Annotated in this window: 20 protein-coding genes and 1 pseudogene; 6 read left to right on the top strand and 15 right to left on the bottom strand. The window is 64.6% G+C overall.

Features of this window, described 5'->3' with window-relative positions; all coding sequences use genetic code 11:
- Positions 1 to 7: 7 nt before the first annotated feature.
- The 13 genes and pseudogenes from ACFJI0_RS25225 to ACFJI0_RS25285 form a co-directional block, all read right to left on the bottom strand.
- A complete protein-coding gene (locus ACFJI0_RS25225) occupies positions 8 to 568 on the bottom strand; it encodes a sugar transferase (RefSeq protein ID WP_382322791.1) in 561 nt (186 codons plus the stop codon).
- Positions 565 to 1,515 carry a UDP-glucose 4-epimerase family protein gene (locus ACFJI0_RS25230; RefSeq protein WP_382322792.1) on the bottom strand — a complete coding sequence of 317 codons (951 nt, stop codon included), beginning with the start codon at positions 1,513 to 1,515 and terminating at the stop codon, positions 565 to 567. Before ACFJI0_RS25230 ends, ACFJI0_RS25225 begins: the two co-directional genes overlap by 4 nt.
- The gene (locus tag ACFJI0_RS25235; RefSeq protein WP_382322793.1) at positions 1,512 to 2,654 is read right to left on the bottom strand and encodes a glycosyltransferase family 4 protein; all 1,143 of its coding nucleotides are present in this window, start codon (positions 2,652 to 2,654) and stop codon (positions 1,512 to 1,514) included. The genes ACFJI0_RS25230 and ACFJI0_RS25235 overlap by 4 nt, the downstream gene beginning before the upstream one ends.
- Positions 2,655 to 2,763: 109 nt before the next feature.
- Positions 2,764 to 3,894, bottom strand: coding sequence for a non-hydrolyzing UDP-N-acetylglucosamine 2-epimerase (gene wecB, locus ACFJI0_RS25240; protein WP_382322794.1), 1,131 nt, complete (start codon positions 3,892 to 3,894; stop codon positions 2,764 to 2,766).
- 11 nt (positions 3,895 to 3,905) lie between these two features.
- A complete protein-coding gene (locus ACFJI0_RS25245) occupies positions 3,906 to 5,027 on the bottom strand; it encodes a capsular polysaccharide biosynthesis protein CapF (protein WP_382322795.1) in 1,122 nt (373 codons plus the stop codon).
- Between the two features lie 4 nt (positions 5,028 to 5,031).
- Positions 5,032 to 6,076, bottom strand: a pseudogene (locus tag ACFJI0_RS25250) (polysaccharide biosynthesis protein).
- A 10-nt stretch (positions 6,077 to 6,086) separates the two neighbouring features.
- A complete protein-coding gene (locus ACFJI0_RS25255; protein ID WP_382322796.1) occupies positions 6,087 to 6,884 on the bottom strand; it encodes an AglZ/HisF2 family acetamidino modification protein in 798 nt (265 codons plus the stop codon).
- Positions 6,884 to 7,501, bottom strand: coding sequence for an imidazole glycerol phosphate synthase subunit HisH (gene hisH, locus ACFJI0_RS25260; protein WP_382322797.1), 618 nt, complete (start codon positions 7,499 to 7,501; stop codon positions 6,884 to 6,886). The genes ACFJI0_RS25255 and hisH overlap by 1 nt, the downstream gene beginning before the upstream one ends.
- Positions 7,498 to 8,640 (bottom strand): N-acetyl sugar amidotransferase, encoded by a 1,143-nt coding sequence (locus ACFJI0_RS25265; protein WP_382322798.1) that lies wholly within the window; start codon positions 8,638 to 8,640, stop codon positions 7,498 to 7,500. The genes hisH and ACFJI0_RS25265 overlap by 4 nt, the downstream gene beginning before the upstream one ends.
- Before the next feature lie 15 nt (positions 8,641 to 8,655).
- Positions 8,656 to 10,017, bottom strand: coding sequence for a hypothetical protein (locus tag ACFJI0_RS25270; protein ID WP_382322799.1), 1,362 nt, complete (start codon positions 10,015 to 10,017; stop codon positions 8,656 to 8,658).
- A gap of 4 nt (positions 10,018 to 10,021) precedes the next feature.
- Positions 10,022 to 11,185, bottom strand: a complete 1,164-nt coding sequence (locus tag ACFJI0_RS25275) for a glycosyltransferase family 4 protein (protein ID WP_382322800.1) — start codon at positions 11,183 to 11,185, stop codon at positions 10,022 to 10,024.
- Positions 11,182 to 11,811 carry a CatB-related O-acetyltransferase gene (locus ACFJI0_RS25280; RefSeq protein ID WP_382322801.1) on the bottom strand — a complete coding sequence of 210 codons (630 nt, stop codon included), beginning with the start codon at positions 11,809 to 11,811 and terminating at the stop codon, positions 11,182 to 11,184. Before ACFJI0_RS25280 ends, ACFJI0_RS25275 begins: the two co-directional genes overlap by 4 nt.
- Position 11,812: 1 nt before the next feature.
- Positions 11,813 to 12,004 carry a hypothetical protein gene (locus tag ACFJI0_RS25285; RefSeq protein WP_382322802.1) on the bottom strand — a complete coding sequence of 64 codons (192 nt, stop codon included), beginning with the start codon at positions 12,002 to 12,004 and terminating at the stop codon, positions 11,813 to 11,815.
- Positions 12,005 to 12,403: 399 nt separating this feature from the next.
- Here ACFJI0_RS25285 and ACFJI0_RS25290 point away from each other — a divergent pair, with 399 nt between their 5' ends.
- The 6 genes from ACFJI0_RS25290 to ACFJI0_RS25315 all read left to right on the top strand — a co-directional run bounded on the left by ACFJI0_RS25290 (position 12,404) and on the right by ACFJI0_RS25315 (position 22,513).
- Positions 12,404 to 13,399, top strand: coding sequence for a glycosyltransferase family 2 protein (locus tag ACFJI0_RS25290; RefSeq protein ID WP_382322803.1), 996 nt, complete (start codon positions 12,404 to 12,406; stop codon positions 13,397 to 13,399).
- 5 nt (positions 13,400 to 13,404) lie between these two features.
- On the top strand, positions 13,405 to 14,721 hold the full coding sequence (locus ACFJI0_RS25295) for a lipopolysaccharide biosynthesis protein (RefSeq protein WP_382322804.1): 1,317 nt from the start codon (positions 13,405 to 13,407) through the stop codon (positions 14,719 to 14,721).
- 218 nt (positions 14,722 to 14,939) lie between these two features.
- Entirely contained in the window at positions 14,940 to 16,781 is a 1,842-nt protein-coding gene (locus ACFJI0_RS25300; protein ID WP_382325835.1) for a glucosamine 6-phosphate synthetase, read from the top strand.
- A 68-nt stretch (positions 16,782 to 16,849) separates the two neighbouring features.
- A complete protein-coding gene (locus tag ACFJI0_RS25305; protein WP_382322805.1) occupies positions 16,850 to 19,888 on the top strand; it encodes a hypothetical protein in 3,039 nt (1,012 codons plus the stop codon).
- Positions 19,889 to 20,130: 242 nt separating this feature from the next.
- A complete protein-coding gene (locus ACFJI0_RS25310; RefSeq protein WP_382322806.1) occupies positions 20,131 to 21,420 on the top strand; it encodes an ArnT family glycosyltransferase in 1,290 nt (429 codons plus the stop codon).
- On the top strand, positions 21,308 to 22,513 hold the full coding sequence (locus ACFJI0_RS25315) for a hypothetical protein (RefSeq protein ID WP_382322807.1): 1,206 nt from the start codon (positions 21,308 to 21,310) through the stop codon (positions 22,511 to 22,513). Before ACFJI0_RS25310 ends, ACFJI0_RS25315 begins: the two co-directional genes overlap by 113 nt.
- Before the next feature lie 11 nt (positions 22,514 to 22,524).
- On the opposite strand, the gene ACFJI0_RS25320 is transcribed toward ACFJI0_RS25315, so the two are convergent.
- Together ACFJI0_RS25320 and ACFJI0_RS25325 are read right to left on the bottom strand one after the other, a co-directional pair.
- Positions 22,525 to 23,865, bottom strand: a complete 1,341-nt coding sequence (locus ACFJI0_RS25320; protein WP_382322808.1) for a lipopolysaccharide biosynthesis protein — start codon at positions 23,863 to 23,865, stop codon at positions 22,525 to 22,527.
- A gap of 28 nt (positions 23,866 to 23,893) precedes the next feature.
- The gene (locus ACFJI0_RS25325; RefSeq protein ID WP_382322809.1) at positions 23,894 to 24,985 is read right to left on the bottom strand and encodes a DegT/DnrJ/EryC1/StrS family aminotransferase; all 1,092 of its coding nucleotides are present in this window, start codon (positions 24,983 to 24,985) and stop codon (positions 23,894 to 23,896) included.
- Between the last annotated feature and the right edge of the window lie 3 nt (positions 24,986 to 24,988).

Genomic DNA, 24,988 nt, shown 5'->3' on the forward strand with positions numbered 1-24,988 from the left:
CATTCTTTTAGTGGGCCACACCATCCCGGCGCAGCACTTTGACAAACGTCATCCAGAGTATCTGCAGGTCGAATCCCAGGCTCTGGCGCTGCAGGTATTCTGCATCCAGCGCCACCTTCTGAGGAATCGGCAGCTCGTCGCGGCCATTCACCTGGGCCCAGCCTGTCAAGCCAGGGACCAGCTCGTGCACACCCTGCTGCGTGCGCAGGGCGATCAGGTCGTCCTGGTTGAACAGCGCGGGGCGAGGGCCCACGAAGCTCATGTCGCCCCTGAGAATGCTCCAGAGTTGGGGCAGCTCGTCCAGGCTGCTCTTGCGCAGGAACGGGCCGATGGGTGTGAGGTACTTGGCCGGATCGGTCAGCAGGTGGGTCGCCACCGCAGGCGTGTCGGTGCGCATGCTGCGGAACTTGGGCATGCGGAAGATGCGGTTGTGGCGGCCGACGCGGTTGGACCAGTAGAGCGCGGGCCCTGGAGACGTAAGCCGGACCGCCAGGGCGACGAGCGCCACCGGCACGAGCAGAACGAGGCCCGCTGCGAGGGCGAGTGAGAGGTCGAACAGGCGTTTCATGAGGGCACCTTGGGGGCGGCCCGCCGCAGGCCTTCTTCCACCGTGATCGGTGGTGACCAACCCAGTGTGGCCTGGGTGTGGTCGATGTTCACCTGCAGGTTGCCGAGCACGCGCTGGGCCACGTCCCGCTTGCCCAGCACCGTGGCACCCAGGTGCAGCAGAAACACCGGGACCGGCAGCAGGCGCGCCGGACGGCCTATGGCCTGGCCCATGCGCTGTATCAACGCGGTGGTGGAGAGGTCTTCGCCGTCGCTCACCAGAAAGGTCTGGTGGGCCGCGGCCGGATGGTCCACGCAGGTGAGCAGCAGGTCGATCAGGTTGTCCAGCGCCACCAGGCTGCGTCGGTTGTGCCGGACCGCACCCAGCGGCAGAGGCAGGCCGCGCTGAACGGCGCGCAGAAGGCTGCCGAAGTTGGCCTTCACGCCCGGGCCATACACCAGGGGCGGGCGGACGATGGTCACTTCCAGCCCGGTCTGTTCGGCGACGTGACGCAGCCCCTGTTCGGCTTCGGCCTTCGAGACGCCATAGGGGTCCTGGGGTGCGGGCACGTCGCTGGCGAGAAAGGGCCGCTGCGCCTGCGTGCCCTCGCCGTTGACCTTGATGGAGCTGACGAACACGAAGCGCCGCACGCCGGCCGCTGCTGCCTGTCGCGCGAGGTTGAGCGTGCCGTCCACGTTGACGCGGCGGAATTCACTCAGGGGGTCGGTGGCCGATTCGTTCATCACATGCACACGCGCCGCGGTGTGGATGACGCTGTCGCAACCTTGCAGGGCGTCGGCCCACGGGGTTTGGCCGTCGATGGACGGCACGCTGACCGACGGCACATTCGTGGCTGCGGCGCCAGCGGTGCGCACGGCAGCGCGCACCGCACGGCCGGTGGACTGGGCCTGGCGGCACAAGGCGGTACCCACAAACCCACTGGCGCCGGTGATCAGCAGTGTGCTCATGACGGTGCCCTGACTTGGATCTGCACGGCTTCCTCCAGCAGTTGCTCCAGACGGTCCATCAGCGCGTCGCGGTCGAATTCGTTCTTCGCGTAGACGCGGCCGTTGCTGCCCATGGCCCGACGCTCGTCAGGGGTCATCGCGGCCATGGCCAGCGCGGCATCGGCCAGGCCAGCCGCATCGCCAGCTTCGCACACGAGGCCCGCTTGTGCCGAGCGGATCACGTGGGCTCCCTCGCCGTCGAGCATGCCCAGCAGCGGAATGCCGGATTGCAGGTAGCTCTGTACCTTGCCGGGAATGGTCAGACTGAACACGGGGTCCTTCTTCAGCGAAACGAGCAGAGCATCGGCGTGAGCATAGAACGACGGCATGCGTTCGACCGGGTACCGGCCGAGCAACAGCACGCGCTCTTCCAGCCCCCGGCGGCGCACCTCTTCCTGAAGCCAGTCCGACTTGCGGCCGTCGCCGACAATGAGCCAGCGCACACGGGGATTGTCCTTGAGCCGCGTCGCGGCCTCCACCACGGCGGGCAGGTCCTGCGCTTCGCCGATGTTCCCAGCGAACAGCACGCTGAACGTCCCCGGCAGGCTCGGTACTTCGGGGGCGGGGGTGACTAGGTCCTGGGCGAACACCGGCTCCGACCAGCTGGGAAAGTAGCGGATCTTGCCGGGGTCGGCGCAGTACTGGGCAATGCTTGCCTGGAAGCCGCGGGACTGGCCCAGCACCAGCGTGCAGCGGTTGTAGATGAAGCTCACCAGGTGCCCCACCGCACCCAGCAGGCGCGGCGAGCGCACCACACCGATGGCGGCCAGCGTCTCGGGCCAGAGGTCGAGCGCCCAGAACACCACTGGGGCGCGTTTGAGACGGCCCATCAGAATGGCCGGCAGGCCCACTGTGATGGGGGAGGGCTCGAACACGAACACGGTGTCGAAAGCTTCCCCGCGCAGCCGCCAGGGTCCGGCCAGACTGGCGCCCACCACGTAACTGAGGTAATTCAGCGCCAGCCGCAGCGAGCCCTGCGCCCGCGCCAGCATGGGCGCTCGGACGACGCGCGCCCCGTGGTACGTGTCAAACTCCGCAGGATTGTCACGAAAGGCGGGGAAGACCTGGCCGGCGGGGTAGTTCGGCTTGCCGGTCAGCACCGTGACGGCGTGTCCGCGCTTCGTCCATTCCTGGACGAGATCGTTGATGCGGAAATTCTCTGCGCAAAAAGTATTGGCTGACCACCAAGATTCGCAAGGCAGGTCCGGATCAGGTTTTTTTCCAGACCACGCGGTTGACGTAGTCCGTGTAGCTGTGAACGATGCGCACCACCTTGTCCGACACATTGGGCATGCTGTAGTCGGCCACCTGGCGCAGCAGGCGCTGCTCGCCGCGTGGCTGCGAGGCCAGGATCGCCAGGCCTTGCAGCACCCGTTCAGTGTCGAGGCCGACCATCATCACGGCGGCTTCTTCCATGCCTTCCGGCCGCTCGTGCGCCTCGCGCAGGTTGAGCGCGGGAAAGTTCAGGATCGAGGATTCCTCGTTGATCGTGCCGCTGTCGGACAGCACGGCCCGCGCCTGGATCTGCAGCTGGTTGTAGTCGGTGAAGCCCAGCGGCTTGAGCAGGCGCACCAGCGGGTGGAAGGCCACCGCCTGGCTGTCCACCCGTTTCTGGGTGCGCGGGTGCGTGGAGACGATCACGGGCATCTGGTAGTGGCTCGCCAACTGGTTCAACACGTCCACCAGTTTCGAGAACTGCACGTCGGAGTCGATGTTCTCCTCGCGGTGCGCACTGACGACGAAGAACCGGCCTTCCTGCAGGTCCAGCCGGGTGAGCACGTCCGATGCCTCGATGCGGTCCCGGTAGTGCGCCAACACCTCCGCCATGGGGCTGCCGGTCTTGATCACCATGTCCGGCGGCAGCCCTTCGCGCAACAGGTATTCGCGCGCGATGCTGCTGTAGGTGAGGTTGATGTCGGCGGTGTGGTCCACGATGCGGCGATTGATCTCTTCCGGTACCCGCATGTCGAAGCAGCGGTTGCCGGCTTCCATGTGGAAGATGGGCACCTTGCGGCGCTTCGCGGGAATCACCGACAGGCAGCTGTTGGTATCGCCCAGCACCAGCAGCGCATCGGGTTGCTCGCTGGCCAGCACGCCATCCACAGCCGCGATGATCTTGCCGATCGTTTCAGCCGCGTTCGCGCCAACCGCATTGAGGAAGTGGTCGGGCTTGCGAATGCCCAGATCGTCAAAGAAGATCTGGTTGAGTTCGTAGTCGTAGTTCTGGCCGGTATGCACCAGGACGTGTTCGCAGTGCTCATCCAGGCGCGCCATGACGCGCGAGAGGCGGATGATCTCCGGCCTGGTGCCCACCACCGTCATCACCTTGAGTTTTTTCATGACGGAGCCTTTCAGACCGGACAAGCGAAGGTGTCCGGGCGTTCGCGATCAAAGATTTCATTGGCCCAGAGCATGACCACCATGTCGCGTTCACCCGTGTTGGTGATGTCGTGCGTCCAGCCGGGCACGGTCTCCACCACTTGGGGTGCGTCCGCGTCCGTGTGCAATTCGTGGGTCTCTCCCGTGAGCATCTGCCGGAAGCGGAATCGGGCCTGGCCGTGGATCACCAGGAACTTCTCCGTCTTGCTGTGGTGGTAGTGGCCTCCCCGCGTGACGCCTGGCAGCGCGGTGAAGAACGAGAACTGGCCGCAGTCCGGGGTCTTGAGCATCTCGACGAAGACGCCGCGCGGATCCGCGTGCCGGGGCACGGCATAGGCAAAGTCCGTGGGTGGCAGGTAGCTCACGTAGGTCGAGTACAGCGCCCGCGTCAGGCCGGTGCCCACGCGATCGGTCACCAGGGTGAGCCGGCTAGCCTTGAAGTTCGCGATCCTCTCGGCGACCTCACCGACGGTGGTGGTGTACTGCGGAGTGAGGGTGGCGAAACCCTGGGCGTCGGTCGATGCCTCGGCACCATCCATCAACTGGACGAAACGGGCGATGACATCGTCGACGTACACGAGCGTCAGCGGTGCGGCGGGGTCGTTCACCTGGATCGGCAGCTCACGGGCGATGTTGTGGCAGAAGGTTGCGACCGCCGAGTTGTAGTTGGGGCGGCACCATTTGCCGAAGACATTGGGCAGGCGGAACACGTGCACGGCCGTGCCGTGCTGGCGTTGCAGTTCGAACAGCTCGCGCTCCGCGGCCTGCTTGCTGCGGCCGTACGGGTTGTCGTTGGCGGCCTGCGTGGAGGACGTGAGGATCACCGAAATGGGGCGATGCGCGGCGCGCGCCGCGATCGCCTGGCACAGCGCCCGGGTCAGGTCGGCGTTGCCCCGCGTGAACTCCTGGGGATCCTGGGGGCGGTTGATGCCGGCGAGGTGGAACACCACGTCCACGCCGTCGAGCAGGCGGGGCAGATCCGTGGTCGGGTTGTCTCGCGTGAACGGAACCACTTCCACGTCCTTGCGCTCGGCGAGGTGCAGCAAGAGGTTCTTGCCGATGAAGCCCTGAGCTCCCGTGATCAAGACCTTCATCGCCTCACTCCTCGGCCGCCGCGGCTTCACCGCGCGCAATGCGCTGCATGAAGTCCAGCTTCAGCAGCAGGGCCTTCATGCCCTCCACGTCGAGCCGCGTGGTGTTGTGCGAGTGGTATTCGTCCGCATGCAGGGCTTGCGTCAACCGCTCTTCACCTTCATCCACGTACTTCGCGTAGTTCAGGTCACGGCCGTCCGGGGGCACGCGGTAGTAGTCGCCCAGATCCTGCGCACACGCCATTTCCTCGCGGCTGAGCAAGGCTTCGTAGAGCTTCTCTCCGTGGCGGCTGCCCATCACGCGCACCGGGTGTTCGGTGGCGCTCATCAGCTGCAACAGCGCCTGCGTCAGCACCTCCACCGTGGCGGCCGGGGCCTTCTGCACGAAGATGTCGCCGTTGTGGCCGTGTTCGAACGCATACATCACGAGGTCCACGGCATCTGCCAGCGTCATCATGAATCGCGTCATGGCCGGGTCGGTGATCGTGATGGGTTTGCCGCTGCGCACCTGTTCCACGAACAGGGGGATGACGGAGCCCCGCGAGGCCATCACGTTGCCATACCGGGTGCCGCAGATGACGGTGCCGGTGCCTTCCAGGTTGCGGCTGGCGGCCACCATCACCTTTTCCATCATGGCCTTGCTAATGCCCATCGCGTTGATGGGATAGACGGCCTTGTCGGTGCTCAGGCAGACCACCCGGCCCACGCGCGCCGCGATGGCGGCCTCCAGCACGTTCTCGGTGCCCATCACATTGGTGCGCACGGCTTCCATGGGGTGGAACTCGCACGAAGGCACCTGCTTGAGCGCGGCAGCATGAAACACGTGATCGACCCCGCGCATGGCGGTGCGCAACGCTGCGGGCATCTCGCACATCGCCGATGTAGAACTTCAGCTTGGGGTGGTTGAAATGCTTGCGCATGTCGTCCTGCTTCTTCTCATCGCGGCTGAAGATGCGGATTTCGCGCAGGTCGGAACTCAGGAAGCGGCGCAGCACGGCGTTGCCGAAACTGCCGGTCCCTCCCGTAATCAGAAGCGTCTTGTCTTTGAACATCGGAGCCTTGTCACCTTGATGCATGTGCCGCCAGGCCGGCGTGGTAGATGTCTTCGCGCTGGGCGGGGTTGGGGTAGTTGATCAGAACCGCGCGGTACGGTCCCTTGAAGACGAAGAGGCTGCCCGCCGACGCACCCACCACCCCGCACGCCTGCAGCAGGGCCTCGATGTCCTGGTGGGAGCCGGCACCGCCCAGAAAGGTCAGCGGAATCTGCAGCGATTGCCGCATCTTCAGCGCGAGCGGAATGTCATAGCCCTTCATCTGACCATCCCGGTCGACGGAGTTGATGACGATCTCGCCGGCACCGGCGGCCTGCAATCGCTGGGCGAACTCGACGGGGTCGTGCTTGTGCACCTGTGTGCCGTTGCGCGTGACCACCTCGTAGCCCTTGGCGAACAGCCCGGTCTTCTTGCGCACGTCCAGCACGGCCACCACGCTTTGCCGGCCCACGGCCTCGGCCATGCGGGTGAGCAGGGTGGTGTCTTCAACGGCGGCCGCACTGACGGCCACTTTCTCCACGCCCAGCCCGATGATCTTGCGGGCCTGCTCCGGTGTCTTCACGCCACCGCCGTAGCACAGGGGCATGCGGCACTCGGCGGCCAGGTGCGCAATCATCCGGTAGTCGGGCTCGGTGCCGTTGACCGTGGCGTCGATGTCCAGGACCACCAGCTCGTCGGCCTCTTTCTCGTTGAAGATCTTGACCGCGTTGATCGGATCGCCCACGTACTTGGGATCGCGAAACCCGACGGTTTTCACCAAGCCACCTTGGTGAACCAGCAGACAGGGTGTGATTCGAGGGCGCAGCATCAGAATTCCGCGAAGTTTTTCAGAAGCGCGGCACCCCAGTGGTGGCTCTTCTCGGGATGGAACTGCACCCCGGCCACGTGGTCGCGCTGGACGGCACAGGCAAACTTGAAGCCGTAGTCGGCATGCGCCACGGCGTGGGCCTCGTCTGCCGCTTCAAAATAATAGGAATGCAGGAAGTAAAACCGCGCATCGCTCTCCAGCCCCTTGAACAGTGCATGGGAGGCACCGACGGGAGACACGTCGTTCCAGCCCATATGGGGCATGGGCAGGGTCGCTGACGCCGGATGGTTCGCAAAGCTGCGCACCCGACCCTTCAACCAGCCCAGGCCGGCGGCAGTGCCTTCGTCACTGGAATCGGCCAGCATCTGCATGCCGACGCAGATGCCCAGCACAGGCACCCCATCCTCCCGCACCAGCCGATCCAGCGGCTCGCGCATGCCGGAAGCATTGAGCAGCTCCATCGCATGGTCGAACGCGCCCACGCCCGGAAGGATGAGCTTCTTCGCGCCCAGCAGGTCGCCGGCGGTTTGTGCGCGCGTGGCCTCGACGCCCAGGCGCTTGTACATGTTGACAAACGCCTGCACATTGCCCACGCCGTAGTCGACGATGTGGATCACCGGAACAACCTTCTTTCCAAGCCCAGCATCCGCATGGCGCTGGCACCGATGCCGATCGCCCAGCGCTTGTTGCTGTAGTCGCGGTACGTCCTGTTCTCACCATCGAAGATGCCCTGGAGCTCGTCCACGGAGAGCCCCAGCTTGTTCGCCACGTACTCGAACTCCTGCTTCAGGAAGTGCTCGTCCATTTCGGGCCTGGACAGGCGCTCCAACGCCGCTTCGCGTGTCATCTGGCCGGTGAGGATGAGGCTGGAGAAGTGCGCCCGGCGCTTGTGGTAGCCGAACTTGCGCGGCATCCAATAGTCTTCATAGAAACGCGTGAAGCGCGATTCGTGGTGCTTGTGCTGGAACTTCTGCCAGCCGAAGCGGCGCTCCAGTTCGGCCTCGGCGTCCTTCTTGATGTAGGGCACGAGGTTCAGGGGCTTGACGATCTCCATGCCCAGGATCTTCTGGTAGTACAGCTTGTAGACCAGGATGTCGACCAGGGGGAAGGTCTTCAGCTCACGTTCGCCAAAGCGGCGGTGAATGTCCTTGAAGAGCGTTTTGTCGATGCCGGGATAACCGCCCCATTCCTCGGGCTCGCGGCAGCACTCGGTCGAGAAATTGGAACCCGTCAACACGTACTTGATGCGGTTCTTGCGCGCGAACTTGTACAGGGCGGAAAAGAACGCGGCGTCCTGTGGCAGGTCCTGGTCGGCAATCTGGGCGTGCAGGAAGGCGACCTGCAGATCCTTCATTTCCTGCCAGTTGATCACCTCCGTGTAGAGGTCCAGGCCCAGCCCGTCCACGAGCTTTTCGATGTTGCCGACGGCCTGGTCGGTGTTCCAGCCCGCATCGACGTGAAACAGCAGCGGGCGCAAGCCCATCCTCTCCTTGGCAATGAACGCCGCGTAGGAGCTGTCCAGGCCGCCGCTCAGCCCGATGATGCAATCGAACGGCTGACCCTTGCCGCTGGCGCGGATCTTTTCCGAAAGTGCGTCCAGCTCGGCGCTGCCTGCGGCACCCGTATCCCAATTGGGCTGAATGACCTTGTCGAAGTTGTTGCAGTAATCGCAAACACCTTGCGCGTCGAAAGAGATGTTCGGGTCCGAGGTGTCCATGATGCAGCGCGTGCACATCTGGGGCTCTCGTTTGATCATGTGGGAGGGCATCGCTTATTGTATCTTTCGGCCCGCCTGGGCACGGCGGGCGAAAAGGAAGAAAAACAACCAGAATAGGCCGCCGAAAGACATCATGGCGGTGAAGAATGGGCCATTGATCAGCACCAGCCCCAATGGAATTGCAATCAGAGCGGGAAAGCAGGATTCAAATCCACGGGACAGCCGGTCCAATGCAATGAGCCACAGGGTGAGGAGCGCGCACATGAAGAGAATGCCCCATGCGCCCGCGCCGGCAACCCCGTCGTATGCAAACAGATTGGCGTTTGAATTGATGTCCAGATTCAGCAGATGCTTTGCAACAATGCGCCCGAGCTGCGGCCAGTGCTGATCACCGTCCAATGCAACCGGCGAAGACACGAATGAGGCAATGCCGCGAACATGGCTCCAGAAGGTGTACCCATACTCGGCAAAAACCTCCTGGTACTGCCAGAGCATGGCGCCCGGGACCGAGAAGGTTCTGAAGACCAAGTACAGCGACAACATGTTGGCCAATGTGCTGGTGGCGCGAAACGTGATCGAGAACACGAAGAGCGCAGAAATGGCCATCAGCGTGATGAGCATCAATGTCGGGTGCGAAAGCCGGGAGCGAAGCACCAGGAAGCTCATGATCATGACCACCGGCAACAGAAACACCGTTCTCTCCGCCGTGATGGAATACATCAGGAAAAAGCCACCCAATGCCAGCGCAATGTACAGGGGATTCTTCCGGATCAGGCCAATTGAAAGCAGGGCGGGGGCAAAGACAAATGCCAGATAGGTTTGCCCATAGGCTTCGAAAAGATTTCTGCTGCGGCCGGCTTCGCGTTGCGCGTAAGTGCCACCCAGGCCCACAAAATTCATCGTATCCCAAAAGGCGTACAACAGGAATCCTGCGCAAATCAGGAGCAGGGCGGTGAACAACAGAGCGTAATTGCGACCTGCAATGCCGGTCGAATTTCTGTCATCGCTGCCGCCCCATTTCTGGGTGGCATGCAACAGGAACAAATAGCCGGCAGTGAGCGCGGACAGATTGACTCCGTATTTCTTCAGCGCCGCTTCTTCGGTGGCCAATGTGATCACCAGCGTGGGAAGAAAAACGATGACATACATCATGAATGAAATGATGCCGGAGGGTCGCAGTAAATTCAGCGGCAGCGAAAATGCAACCAGCAGGACCGAAATGACGATGAACACCCATTCCGGCACCCCCATGGGCACATACGGGAAGCCCAGGTAGGCGTGTTCAGGGTAGAGGTAGGCCGCGTGGGTTTTATGGATGACGATCGCAAAAATCATCGAAAAAATGAACAACCATGGTTTCGGTGCTTTTGCGCATTCAGCAAATCGTGAGGGGGTCAAGGCTGCGATCGTTCTCATGGGTTTAATGCGATGGCGGGACGGCGCGGGTGATGCGGTCGGCCAGGGTTTGATAGTCAAGGTGCTTGATGGCGAAGGCGTGGGAGTGCTCGGCCATGGCTTTGAGTTGTTGCGGCGATCGAGAAATCTCCGCCAGCACCGCATCGAGTGTCCGGTCCTTGCCGATCAGCCAGCCGTTCTGGCCCACGTAGCGCCGGTGGCTCGGCACATCGTCCAGGATGACCGCGCAGCGCAGGCAAAGGCTCATCTGCATGGTGGCCGATTGCGTGCCGGGCTGTACGTAGACGTCCGCGGCACACAGGATCGATTGCAGATCGGCGGCAGATTTCCAACCGGCGAAGACAATCCGGCTGTCGGCATCGATCAGCTTCATGGCCTCGGCCGCGATGTCGTCGTGAAGATGGCCCACCACCAGAAACCGCAGGTCCGGATCGGGCTGCCGGACAAAGGCCTGCAAGGATTGCAGCAATTTCTTGTGGACGTCCATCTTTCCGGATTGCACCAGCAAGGTGTGCGTATCCAGGATGTTGTAGGCCGACCGGGTGGCGGCCCGGGCATCGAAATAGGCCTGGTCGGGAAGCACGTTGCCGCCCAATGGGAAAAACTCGATCTTCTCAACAGGCACGCGGTAAAAGTCCCGAACGAAGCTGATGGTTTCGTCGGAAATGCAGAGTACCTTGTCGATGGAGCGGAGGGCCGCATGCAGAATGGTCCGGTAGTAGCTCCAGTGAAGCAGGTACCGCGACAGAAAGGAGCGGGCGCTGTTGTTGAAATCCTCGTGGCTGTCGGCGAAGAAGGCCACGTCCGGATGGGCGCGCTTGTAGCGGCTCACCGTCAGCAGTTCCCAGCCACAGAGGCCGTGGAAGAGGATCGCATCAGGGCGCTCGGCGGACAGCAGCCGGTGGACATCCGGGTGCAGCCTGAGTTTGGGGGCCAGCATCTTCGGAATCCAGCGTCGATAGGGGAGCCTGATGACCCTGGCGCCATCGGTTCCCATGTAGCTGCCGGGCTGGACATGCTTGAGCGCTCCATCGGGACCGAAGGACTCCGTGGAGGCGATCACCACCACGTCATGACCGTCCAGGACGTGCTGGCGGACGAGCTCGTTCTCCTGGTACGAAAACCCGTCCACATAAAAGCAGGACAGGCACAGATGGGCAATCTTCACAGACGGCCCTCGTGGCGAAGCATCTGCTCGGGATCATTGAAATGGACCGCCACGCGGCGCAGTTCCGCTTCAGGCAGAGCCCACCAGGCCATGTCCAGCAGCGCGGCAACGACCTTGTCTTCGAAGCGCATCCGGATGAGTCTGGCGGGATTGCCGGCGACGATGGCATACGGCGGGACGTCCCGGGTCACCACACTGCCCATGCCGACGATGGCGCCGTGCCCGATCTGAATGCCCGCCTTGATGAAGACGCCCTCCCCAATCCAGACGTCATCGCCAATGCGGGTTTTCAACTCCGGCAGGAACGCATGGTGGGCGAACTTGGCCTGCACGCTGTCTTTGTGGGACAGGAATACGGGGCTGGTGGAGACAAATGCCGCCGGATGGGCCACGCCGCCAATGGACACCCTGTTGCCAATCGAGCAGAACGCACCGATTTCGCCATTCAGGATTGAACAGTCGTAGCCGCAAAAGGAATGCCGGTCGATTGTCGAGTCGTAAACCGTGCTGCCAGATTCAACCTTTGACGTGCGGTCAATGGCGGACCGTCTAATGGCATTCCCCCGGATCTTCTTGAGAATCTTGGAGTAGATCAGCTGGATTGTCATGTGGATGGGGGTGGGCATTTCATGGAATGCACCGCTTTGTCATTGCGCGGGTGCCCTGGCTGCCAGTGTGATCGATGCGCGCTTCGCGCGCGATGCCGTCCTTCAAATTGAAAGAAACGATGTCATTGGTAAAAAAGCGCGTCACAAGTGCTGAAGAGGTAACACTTTGGCGCTGCCTGTGGAGACGGGTGAATTCGTCGACGGCCTGCATGTTACCGCCGCTGGGGGGTCGATTGCCTTCCGAGAGCGGCTGGAAACATCAGTAACTTCCCGACCACCAATTCAGAAGGAGACCTGCCTCCGCTACAATTCCCCACCCACTATCGCCTGACGACCCAGGCGTCCTCGAGGAGGCTGGTCATGCCAGGCGGGAGTGGTGCCTATCTCCAAGAAGTAGATCATGAACGCCGGGACGGATCCTCCTCGGCGAAGACGGCCCATATTACAACCACGAAAGCGCAACCAGCGCGGCGAGGCCTGATGCTCTGGCACGTCCGGGAGTCCATCATGTCACCAACTGTTTCCCTTTGCTGCCTGCTACGTGCCGCGGTTTTCGCACGACACGCTGGCCAGTGGCCTCTCCCTCCAACTTTCCCTGCTTGAATACCTTATGTACCGAAACAAAAAGGTCAGTGTTGTCGTACCGGCGTTCAATGAAGAAACCCAGATCAATCGGGTTATCGACACGATGCCGGAATGGGTGGACCACATTGTCATCGTCAACGACCGCAGCCGGGACCGGACATCCGAGGTGGTGCGCGCCAACGCCGTGTACACGACCGGGCGCATTCAACTCATCGAGCATGAGGTGAATCAGGGCGTGGGCGGAGCGATCGCCACGGGCTACAAGTGGTCGCGCGACAACGGCATCGACGTGGCGGTGGTGATGGCGGGTGACGGACAGATGGACCCGGCCGACCTGCCCGCCATCCTGGATCCCGTGGTGGACGATGAGGCCGACTACACCAAGGGCAATCGACTGGTGACGGGGGAAGCCTTCCAGAAGATCCCCAAGATCCGGTTCTTTGGCAACTCCATCCTGTCGCTGCTCACCAAGATCGTTTCGGGCTACTGGCACGTGGCGGATTCCCAGACCGGGTACACCGCGATCAACGCCCAGGCCCTGGAGGCCATCGACTGGGATCGCATGTACAAGCGTTACGGCCAGCCCAACGACCTGCTGGTCAAGCTCAATGTGGCGGGCATGCGGGTTGTCGACGTGCCGATCGAGCCGGTGTACGACGTGGGCGAGAAGTCGGGCATCCGCGTGCGCAAGGTGATCTTCACCATCGGGTCGCTTCTGGTCAGGCTCTTCTTCTGGCGCCTGAAGGAGAAGTACGTCATCCGCAACTTCCATCCGCTGGTCTTCTTCTACGCCTTTGGCTTCTTTGGCGTGGCCCTGAGCGCGATCATGTTCATCCGCTTGATTGCGCTCTGGATCGGCCTGGGGCATATCCCCGAGATCACATTCCTCAGCTGGCTGTTCTCCTTCTCCCTCGGGTTCAACTCGCTGTTCTTCGCCATGTGGTTTGACTATGAAGAGAACAAGCACCTGAATCCGCCCCTGCGCAGTCGGGACGTGAGGGCGCGCAAGCGCGCAGCCTGACTCGCATGGTGAAAGGGCTCGTCCAGGGCATCGTCACCAGCCTGCGGCAGCACAAGCTGTCGCAGGACATCGCGTACAGCCTGTGCAGCTTCGCGGTGCTGGCCGTCAGTGGCATCGTCATCAACGTCATCATCACGGCGTTGCGCGATGCCGCTGCCCTGGGCGTGTTCAATCTGGCCTATGCGGTCTACATCGTTGCATCGCAGGTGGCGACCTGGGGGCTGCACTATTCCGTGCTGCGCCACGGCGCCTACCACGCCGATGACCTGCGCGAGCGCACGGGGCTGTTGAGCACGGCCGCGCTGTGCGCGCTGCTGTTCGGGTGTGTGGCTGCCGGCATGCTGTGGTGGGCACAACCGCTGTTCACCCGGTTGTTCAGCAGCGAAGCCGCTGGCACCGCCGTGGCGTTCAGTGCGGCCGGCCTGGCGCTCTTTCCGCTCAACAAGGTGTTGCTCGCCTATCTGAACGCATTGCGCTGCATGCGTGCCCATGCCGTGTTGCAGGCCCTGCGCTACATCCTCGTCATGGTCGGCGTGGCATTCGTGGCCGCATCCGACTGGCCCGCGGAGGCCGCGACACTGTCGTTCGTGATGGCGGAGGCGGTGACCTGCCTCTCGGCGCTCATCTTCATCGGCGCGGCGCGTTTGAGCCAGTGGCCCCGCTTCTCGATGGCGTGGTGCCGGCGCCACCTGGCGTTCGGCAGCAAGAGCCTGCCGGCGGGCATGTTCACCGAGGTGAACTCGCGCGTGGACGTGCTCATGATCGGCGTTTTCCTCACGGACCGGGCGGTGGGCATCTACAGCTTCGCTGCCATGCTGGTCGATGGGGCTTACCACGTGCTCGCCATGGTGCGCCTGAACTTCAATCCCGTGCTGGTGGCCGCGCTCAAGCAGGGCGACTGGAACCGCCTGCGCAGCTTGCGTTCGCTGTCGGCGCGTTATGCGGTTCTCGCCACGCTGACCCTGTCGCTGGGCCTGGTGGCCGCCTATGGGGTGGCCGACGCCTGGATCGTTCCCGGCAAGGGCCTGGCTGAAGGGCTGCCTTCGCTGATCATCCTGTTGATCGGTTTGAACCTGATCGCCACCTGGGTACCCTTCGACAACCTCATGCTGGTGTCCGGACACCCCGGCTACCAGACGCTCCAGCAGCTGATGGCCGTTGGCGTCAATGTGGCCTGCGCCGCATGGCTTCTGCCGCTGTGGGGGCTGGAGGGCGCGGCCATGGGCACGGCCCTGAGCTACGTGACCGGCATTGCCGTCCTCTTCATACTCGCTCGTCGCAAGATCGGCTGGCACCTAATTTCCAACACCTTTCGGAACTGATCATGTGTGGCATTTTTGGAGTTCTTCTTCAGCGGGATGCGCCGGTAAAGCGTGACACCGTCGAATCGGTGATGTCCCGTCTCTACGTGTTGTCGGAGAGCCGCGGGAAAGAGTCCGCAGGCGTGCACGCCTTCCTGCCGTCGAAGGGGCTGGCATGGACCGTCAAGGGGACCCAGTCTGCGGCCGAGTTTCTCAAGACGGACCCTTTCCGCCATGCGATGAAGGCGGCACTGGGTGGCGCGTTCGGTACCGGTGCCGCGTTGCAGGAACCGCTGGTGCTGTTGGCCCATTCCCGTCTCGTCACCAATGGCACGGCGGCCTTGCCGCAGAACAACCAGCCGGTGCGGTCCGGTCGCGTCAGCGTGATTCACAATGGCATCGTGGTCAATGTGGACCCGCTCTGGGCGGCCCATCCCGAACTCCAGCGCCAGGCCGAGGTGGACACCGAGGTGCTGGCCGCCATGCTGGATGCGGCCCTCAAGGTGGGCGCAGAGCCCGCGCAGGCGACACAACACATCTACGCCGCTCTCAAGGGGGCGGCCTCGATGGCGTGGGTGCACGATGGCTTGCCTCTCGTGACCCTGGCCACCAACACCGGCGACATCTACCTGGCCATGGACCCGCAGTCACAAATGTTGGTGTTCGCCTCCGAGCGGTACATCCTCGAACAGGTGCTTGGGGCGGTGGGGCCGGACGATGGCTTGCCGAAGGCCGAGGCCATCGAGTGGCTGGGCGCCGGCCATGCGTTGTGCTTCGATGTCGGCGGCACTGCTGCACCGCGGCGCCATGCGCTGTTTCAGGACACATCGAACGCGGGTGAGCCAGGCCGCCCGGTGGCCGTGACGGCCGCGCCCACGGTTCACCACGACAGTTTCACCGGCCGCATCGAGCCGGTGGGTGTGCTGACCCGCCTGGCGGACGAGTCCCTGGTCCGCTACGGTGAAGCCCGCGTCCGGGCCTTGCGCCGGTGCACGCGCTGCGTGCTGCCCGAGACTTTTCCCTTCATCGCCTTCGACCACGACGGGGTGTGCAACTACTGCCGCAGCTACCGGCCCCGCTACGCCGGCATGCACCCGGAAGAGACCCGCAAGAACTTCATCGCGTCCCTCGAGCGCTACCGCCGCAACACGGCCGGCCCCGATGCGATCGTGCCGTTCAGCGGTGGCCGCGACAGCAGCTACGGCCTGCACCTGATCAAGAAGGAGTTCGGGCTCAAGCCGGTGACCTTCACCTACGACTGGGGCATGGTGACCGATCTGGCGCGCCGCAATGTGGCCCGCTTGTGCGGTCAGCTGGGCATCCAGAACATCCTGGTCTCGGCCGACATCAAGACCAAGCGCGACAACATCCGCAAGAACGTCAGCGCCTGGCTCAAGCAGCCCGATCTGGGCATGGTCCCGCTGTTCATGGCAGGCGACAAGCATTTTTTCCGGGTCGTCAACGAACTCAAGCGACAGACCGGCATCCAGCTCGATCTCTGGTGCGCCAACCCGCTGGAGAACACCGACTTCAAGTCCGGCTTCTGCAACGTGTCGCCCGACTTCGAGAAGAAGCGCCTGGACTACCTGTCGCTGGGGCGCAAGGCGCGCCTGGCGGGCTACTACGCCACGCGTTTCTTGAAGAACCCGCGCTACCTCAACAGTTCGCTGCAAGACACCTTTGGTGCTTTCCTCGCCTACTACGTGGAGCCGCGGCACGATTTCTACTTCATGTTCGACCACTTCATCTGGAACGAGGACGAGGTCAATCGCACGTTGCTGGGCGAGTACGAGTGGGAGCTCTCGCCCGATTCCCCGAGCACATGGCGGATCGGTGATGGCACAGCGCCGTTCTACAACTACATCTACATGACGGCGCGAGGATTCACCGAGTTCGACACCTTTCGCAGCAACCAGATCCGCGAGGGGCAGATCACCCGCGCGCAGGCGATGGAGTCGATCATGGTGGAGAACCGGCCCCGCGTGCCTTCGCTGCGGTGGTACCTGGACACCATCAACCTGGACTTCAACGACACCATCCGGCGCATCAACACGCTTGACACCCTGGGACTGCACCGATGAAGCACGCGAGCCGCGCCATGTCTGGATGGAATTTGTGTCGTGCCGCCGCACTGTGCGGTGCCGTCCTGATGACCGCTTTCCTGGGAGCGTGCAGCGCCGATGCGCCATCGCCAGCCGCGGTGGAAGCCGAGCTTCGCCGGCTGGGTGCGGATCTGCACGAGCGCATCAACCCCGCGCACCCAGGCCGGGGCACGACGGACTATCCGGGCAACACGGCCGAAGATGTGCCCAAGTCGTATGCGATGGTCCTGCTGGCCGAGCTCGACCGGATGGACGCCGGCTTGAAGCCGGAGAGCCGGAACATGGCGGCGGCGGCGGGCCGATGGCTGCTGGACCATGCGGATGAAAATGGCGACGGCGTGATCGGATGGGGCGTCCCCGTGGCATGGGACGCCTATGGCGACGGCTCGATCAACCCGGCGAACACCGAGTACACGATCTCGACCGCGATCGTGGTCGATGCGCTGCTCACGTGGAGTGAACGCGACGCCGATGCGCCCGCTCGCGAGATCATGGACATCATCGATCGCTCGCTGCAGCCGTACCTGGACAAGGCGATGCGCACGCCCAGTGGCCTGGTGCCCTATTCGCTGCGGGTCTCCGACCGCCCCTACGACACCTTCAACCCCGCCGCCTACCTGGCGGGGCAGCTGCAACGGTTCAGCCGCAAGACGCAGGACCCCGTGCGCCAGATGCAGTTGCGCACCGTGGCCGACGACACCATGCGGTCGTTGCTGGAGTACCGCCAGAATTCGCCCCTGAAGGGGCGCTGGTACTGGAACTATTCCGTGCAGGAAGAGGTGGCGAACGACCTGCCCCATGCGGGCTACATCATTGACGGCATTCGCACCTACATCGCCTACGAAGGCCTGTTGGGCGAGCAGTTCGACCGTTTCGCCGTGCTCGCCCATTTGCGGGACTTCCCCGTGGGCGGAGAGACGGTGCGTGCCTGGCCATCGTTCCGGCGCGACGTCGCCATTCCCGCGCGCTCGTACGACCTGGGCTTTGCGCTGCACCTCGTGTGTTCGGAGCCCTACGTGGCGGATCTGCGCGACACCATGCTGGCGATCCTGCCCAGGTACCGCAACGAGCAGGGCCAGTACACCAAGTACCCGGCGGGCACCGAGGGCCAGGAAGTGCTGTCGGTGGCCGAGTACGAGGCGTATCTGTACCGCGGTGTCATGACGTGCCTGAGCGCGCTGACGAAATCGGTCGCTCCCACGGCGGGGGCCGACCGTCCTCTGCACGCGTCGGAGAACACCCGCCGGCTCATGGACCGCGACCTAGCCGTGGTCAGCCCGGCATCGGCGGCCCTGCCTTTGCTGGGCGCGCCGATGGGGGCCGTGACAATGGACCCGCACGTCATGTCCGTGGTCCATTCGCCCGCAGGGGGGGCGCAGAAGTTGCCCGAGCCGGGTGTTCCGTTGGCCTGGTTTGACTCGTCATCGTCCCGCCTGGCGCTGTTCAGGCAATTCCCCTCGGATCGGCTGATGCTCCAGCGGTACGGTGCCGACGGCCGCGCCGAGTGTTCGGTGCCCGTGCATCACGAAGGCCGTGCCGAGGCCAACCCCATCCTGCGCGCAGCCACGGTGCATGGCGAGCGGCTGTATGTGGTCTATTACGACAACCCCGGTTCCGCCAACTGGCTGGTGAGCTGGCCGCTGGCGACGGTGTGCACCGACAGGATGTCCACGCCGATCAAGCTGCCTTCGCTGGAAGATCCCGCGGGTTCGACCTACGAGATGATCCCGGCCTTGCGGTTTCTCTCGCAGGGCGACCGCCTTTACCTCGTGGGGGGCGCCCTCGAGGCCCAGGTGGACGCCAACGGCCTGACGGCGCGGCGCGTGGAGGGCTGCCGCCACGTGATCGAGTCCACCCTCACGCCAAGAGGGCCTGCGCACCTGTGCATTGCCGCCGAAGCCGGCGCCACGGGCGCACGCGGCTTCAAGGTGGTGGCGCCCCACGGTGTGGAGGCGCCCACCGTGGACCCCGCGCTCGGCGTGCCCTGGGGACTGTCCTGGTCGGTGAGGCGCCTGCAGATCGACCATGCGCGCTCGCCCGAACAACTGGGCCAGCTGTTTGCGCGGGACTTTCTTGCCGCGCAGCACCGTGGGTGGTTCGAGTTCGGCATCAACAACGACGAGGGGCGAATTCCCTGGTCGCAGATCTACTACCTGAACGGCCTGCTGGATCTGCTCGACGTGGCGCGCCGCAGCGATGGTGCCCGACGCGTTTTCGGCCCGCTGGTGAGTGGCGTGCGCCAGAGACTGGATCTGGAAATCGCGTTGATCGACCGGCACCAGGCCGCAGGCCGCTACCGCACGCGCGCTTTCACGGTGGACCGCAGCCAGGCGCTTTTTGCCGTGCAGACCGCCCGCCTGCTGCTGCTGTTCCAGCGCTACCGATCCGAAGTGCCCGGGGCGCTGCCCCTGGCTTCTTTCAACAGCCTGAAGCGGGATGTGCTGACGCTGAAGGACCACATCGAAGTCCTGGCGCGGCAGGGTGAGACCGAACAATGGCTGGCGCCCGGGCGGGCCCATCTGCGCTGGCCCAAGGGCAGCAAGTTCTATTTCGACGGCCTGGCGGTGCCCTTCAACCACCAGAATGAATGGGCCTATGCCGTGGCTGAAAACGCGGATCCGGTGGCGGACGCCGCGCCGCTGGCCGCGGCGCGCGACATCGTCCAGCACTTCGTGGACCGCATCGCCCCAGGCGGGCAGTTGCCCGCGACGGGTGTCTGGGACTACTGGTGGGGACGCGCCCACGATGGCTGGACCTCGGCGGACAAGGTCTCTGAGAACAAGCCCGAGTACCCGGGCGACAAGGGCAAGGCCTGGATCTCGTTTCGCACCATCGACGCGATGGCCCTGCTGTCGGTCAGCCGCCAGGCCGATCCGGCCGTTCACGCAAAGGCGCTGGAATCCGCGGCCGCGCTCACCAGCAAGGGCTTGTTGTATCCCCTGGCCAACCAGGCGCTGGCGGCGCACACGGGCCGCATCCACCTGCAGCCCGAGGTGGCGAACGAGTACGCCCGGTTGACCTCACCCTGGGAGCTGGCGAACGTGGTCTGGAGCCTGGCGCGGCTGGCACCGGACGGGCAGCGATGAGGCCCGCTCGCGCGATGAGCGCGGTGACAGGGTCGTTGCGGGCAGGCCAGAGACGCCGATGAACCACCTTCCAGCCTGGGGCGCGTTGGCGCTGCTTGTGGTCGCCTCCACCTTCGTCGGGGGCGGCATGGCGCGCGCCATGCCGTGGCGCAGCACCGTGCACGCGCACCGGCTTCGGTGGCCTCTGGCGGCGGCGCTGGCGCCGTTCCTGCTGGGGCTGGTGACCGTGGCGCACCCTCCTGGTGGCCGACGGCGCACCGCCCACCGTTCACGTCGGCATCGTCGGCGCCGTGCTGCTGCTGATCGGTGCGGTGTTGTGGCGCAAGACGCCTCGGCCGGCGCCGGTAGGTGCCGCGGACGTTCCGACCCGCCGTGGCCCCCTGTGGTGGTTGCTGGCGGCGACCCTGGTGGTCTGCGTGGGCAGCCTGCTGTACCTGGCGCTGGCGCTTCCCCTGACCGAAAACGACTCGCTGGAGTACGGCCTGGTGGGGCGCGCCATCCACGAGGCGCAGAGCCTGCGCGTGTACCCGCTGCTCGACACCGACCAGGCGGCCTCGGGCTTCTTCGCGCCCTGGACCCACCCGCCGCTCTACACCAGCCTGATCTATCTGACCTACGTCCTGCAGGGGAACGCGGAACAGGCCCTGCTGATGAAGTTCCTGGCGCCCTGGTTCATGCTCACGGCCGCCTGGGGGGTGTTTGCCCTGGGCCGTTTGCACGGGCCGCACACCGCCTGGATCGCGGCCTTGCTGTTCGTGACCACGCCACTGCTGTCGGTGGGCGCGCAGACGGCGGCCATCGACGCTTTGCCGGTGGCCGGCATAGTCTTGATGATGCTGGCGCTCATCGGCTTCGACCCGGAGCGAAAGAGCGCGCCGATTTACACCGGTCTGCTGGTGGGCCTGGCCTTGTGGACCCATTCCCAGGCCATTCTGTACATCCCCATCCTGATCGGCACGGTCATCGTGTCGGGCGGCCTGCGCGCGTGGCGTTCTTCCACCGTGTTTGCGCTCAAGGCCCTGGTGACCCTCGCCGTGGTTGCCGCCTTTCCGTATGGCCGCAACCTGGCGATCTACGGCTCCTTGATTTCGGACAATCCGGTGGTGTTCGCCTTGCCCAGCCTGGACTGGGACAGCTACTTCAAGTACGCCCGCTCCATCTACGACTGGAGCACGCGCCTGCAGTATGGGGTGCTCAAGGGCCTGCTCAGCCCACGCAGTTTCGGCCTGGTGTTCTGGATGGGGTTGGTGGCGCAGCGCGTACCTGTTGTTCTCCGGCACACTGCGCCGCTGGCTCACCCAGCTCATCAAGGCGCCGCGAAGCCAGTGGGAGCCGATGGGCCCGGTCCTGGTTTCCCTTTGCATCTGCGGCATCTACTTTTCCGGCGTGCTCCTCTCGTTGGCCCTGGGGACCGACCTGATGGTCAAGAACGACCGCTATCTACTGGTGATGGTGCCCGCGGTGTCGGTGGTGGCGGCCTGCGGATGCACGGACATCCTCTCCCGGTTCTGGCCGGTGTGGACGGGCCATGAGGCCGGTGCGGCCAAGCGGCGGCTCACGAAGCTGACCCTGTCGCTCACGCTGGCCTTTCACGCGGCGGTGTTCCTGCTGTTTGCCAACCTGGTGCAGTGGGGCCAGTTGTTCAACCTGAAAGCCCTGGTGTCCGACTTCATGCCGCGGCAGGTCTATGGCATGTTGTTCGCCGGCGAATCGCCCAGGGCCCTCGGCCAACTCGGCGATCTGGTCATCGACGATCCGGCGGAGAACATTCCGGGCATCGGGATCGCCAGAAACCTGAATGCCGATGTGCCCCCCGACAGGAAGGTGCTGGCCATCCGTCCGGCTGACATGTTCTACACGGACCGGCGAATGGTCAGCTACCTCGACCCGAAAATGGTGCCTGTCTACGGTGAACGTGACCCGGTTCGGTTCGTGTCGAAGCTGAAGGAACTGGGCATCGAGTATGTCCAGGTGCCGAACTACTTCATCCCGCCGGTCTCCAACTCCGCCTTGATGTCGGTGCTGGCCCAACCCGGGCTTTCCACCCTGGTGCGCGACGTTTACGCGCATCAGCTGTATCGATTGGCGCCCGCGGACCCTGACGGCCCGCCAGGCGAGGCACCGCGTTCGATGGATCTGTCCCGCAAGACCTGGGTCGAGTACCCCAGCCTGGGGACGGGGCGTCTGTCGGTGGCCGTCCGGAGCCTGGGCCGGCAGGTCGATGGCCTGCCGTATTCCAACGGCTCCTCCTCCATCTTCATGCCGGCCAGCTACAGCCACACCCTGGAGCTCGGCGGCGGCCAGCCGCATGATCCTGTGGGAAACGAGCCGATCGCCGTTGAGCCCGGCGGGGAATACACGATCACGCTGGGTGTGGAGGGCGATGGCTTCATCCGCATCTGGATCAGCCAGCTGAGTTCACCGGATGTCGAGCTGCGGCGGGGCGATCTGATGGGTGACTTCGCGCTTTCGCCGGAGGTGCCCCGGCTGACATTCCAGCGCCGGTTTCGCGTCATGGAGGGGGCCCGCTATGTGCGAATCGCCGTCCAGCGTCTGGGCATCTCCCAGCTGACGCTCGAGCATGCCGATCTGCGGCAGCTGAAGAAGGGCCAGCCCGCGCACTGAGGCGCCGGGGTCTAGGGCCGGAACGCGGCCACCAGGAAGAAGAACGCGGCAGCCAGGGCGATCCAGAACAGACCCACCGGCAGGGCACGCCGGCTCGATTCGAGAAAGCGCCTCCAGTCCAGGCCGGTGCGCCACAGGATGGTGAGCAGGTACAGCAGGTAGAACAGGAAGCCGGAGACCGCGTACCACTCCGAGATGTGGGCGGGGGAGAGCGACACCGCCAGCCACACCATGCTCACCCGCAGCGCCAGGCCGAACAGCTGCAGCGCGAAGGCCAGCCGCTGATGCCCGGTGACGTGCAGCCCCATGGAGATCGGTGTGCTGAGAAACTGCAGAACGAACCAGGGCGTCATCCAGGCCACGAGCACGCCGGCGCGTTCCCAACCCGCACCGAAAATGAGGCCGAACACCGCGGGCGAGACGATGCCCACCGCAAGCAGCGGGCCGGTGCCGGTTTTCAGCAGCCCGCCCAGCACCTCCGCGGTGAATTCGCCCAGCAGCCCCTGGCGGTGCTTGTTGGCGGCGCCGGCAAGGTAGACCTGTCCCACCGCCGCACCGACCAGGGCCATGGGTGCCTGCATGACATAGGTCGCCAGCATGAGGTAGCCGGCTTCCTTGGGCGCGGCGAGCGCCGCGATCATGATGACGGGCAGGTGGATGGCTGCGCTGTTGCACAGCGCTTCGAAGGTGGAGTATTTGGGAAAGCGGTCGTAGCGCTTGAACGTCTGGCGAAGCTCGCTCCAGGCCATGCGCTTGAACGCAGCGCGGGCGGGGTGTCCTGCCAGCAGGCGGTAGCCCAGGAAGAGACAGGCTGCGCCGGTGTTCATCGCATGCCCGAACAAGAGGCCGCCGGGGCCCACGCCCAGGGCGCCGGAGCCGATCTGGGTGCCCGCGCTGGCGGTGGATTGCGCCACACGGCTCCGGGCGATCAGCCCGAATGCCTTCTCGCGCACGAACCACATCTGCAGCGCACTGTAGCCACCCCCCAGCAGCACGCTGATGGGCAGCAGCCACAGGTAGGTCTGCAGCCCGGGCTGGTTCAGCTTGTTCGCGATCCAGCCTGGCGCCACCAGCACCGCGATCAGCACCACCACCGAGCAGGCGAGCGCCGCGCCAAGGGCCAGGGCGAGCAGCCGCAGGGCCTCGGCGTCCTCTTCGGGCAGCGCGACGGCCACATCGAATCGCAGGCAGGCGACCACGGAAATGATCGACACCAGGCCGGCGAAGACCGCCAGCAGGCTGAAGTCCGCCGGGGTGTAGAGGCGGGACAGCACGGGCAACGCGGCGGCCGTGATGCCGTGTCCCACTGCGGTGCCGCCCACCAACACCGCCACGGAGCGCAGGAAGCTCATGCCAGGGGGCGGCGGGTGGCCGCGCGATTCATGCGGCCTGCAGGGCTTGCAGGCAATCGGCGACACGCTCCTGATCGGCCTGCGACAGGTGCGGGCCCATGGGCAGGCTGATGACCTCCTCGGCCACGGCGTCACCCACCGGCAGCACGGCGCTCTCATCGGCCACCGCAGGCTGGCGGTTCAGCGGGATGGGGTAGTGGACGGCCGTGGGAATGCCCGACGCGTTGAGGCGGGCCTGCACGCTGTCTCGCTGCTTCACCTGAACGGTGTACTGCGCCCAGGCCGACACGTTGTGCGGCTCCACCCAGGGCGTGGTCAATGCGCTCGACGGGGCCAGCAGCTGCGCATAGCGCTGCGCCACCACCTGCCGCTGTGCGATCTCGGCGTCCAGCACGGCGAGCTTGGGCAGCAACACGGCGGCCTGGATGGTGTCCAGGCGGCTGTTCACCCCCACGCGGATGTGGTGGTAGCGGCGGTCCTGTCCATGGCGCGCGATCTGTCGCATCACCCGCGCGAGTTCATCGTCGTTCGTGAAGATGGCGCCGCCGTCACCGTAGCAGCCCAGCGGCTTGCTGGGAAAGAAGCTGGCGCAGGCGATGGTCGTGAGGTTGCAGCTCTTGTGTCCCTTGTAGGTCGCACCGAAGCTCTGTGCCGCGTCCTCGATCACCGGAATGCCGTGGCGCGCGGCGATGGCGTTGATGGCGTCGTAGTCCGCGCACTGGCCGTACAGGCTCACCGGGATGATGGCCTTGGTGCGCGGCGTGATGGCGGCTTCGAGCTGTGCCGGATCGAGGTTGCAGGTGCGCGCGTCGATGTCCACATAGACCGGCTTGGCGCGCAGCAGGGCCACCGTCTCGGCCGTGGCGATGTAGGTGAAGCCGGGTGTGATCACCTCGTCGCCGGGGCCGATGCCCAGCGCCATCTGGGCGATCTGCAGCGCGTCGGTGCCGTTGGCGACCGTGATGCAGTGCCGGGCGCCGGTGTAGGCCGCCAACCGTTCTTCGAGCTCCCCCACTTCGGGGCCCAGGATGTACTGCCCGTGGTCCAGCACGCGCTGGATGCCCGCATCAATGTCCGCCTTCAGGCGCTGGTATTGGGATTTGAGGTCGATGAAGTCCATGGG

The sequence above is a fragment of the Hydrogenophaga sp. UC242_53 genome, assembly GCF_042696965.1.
In the GTDB taxonomy this organism is placed as follows: Bacteria; Pseudomonadota; Gammaproteobacteria; order Burkholderiales; family Burkholderiaceae_C; genus Hydrogenophaga.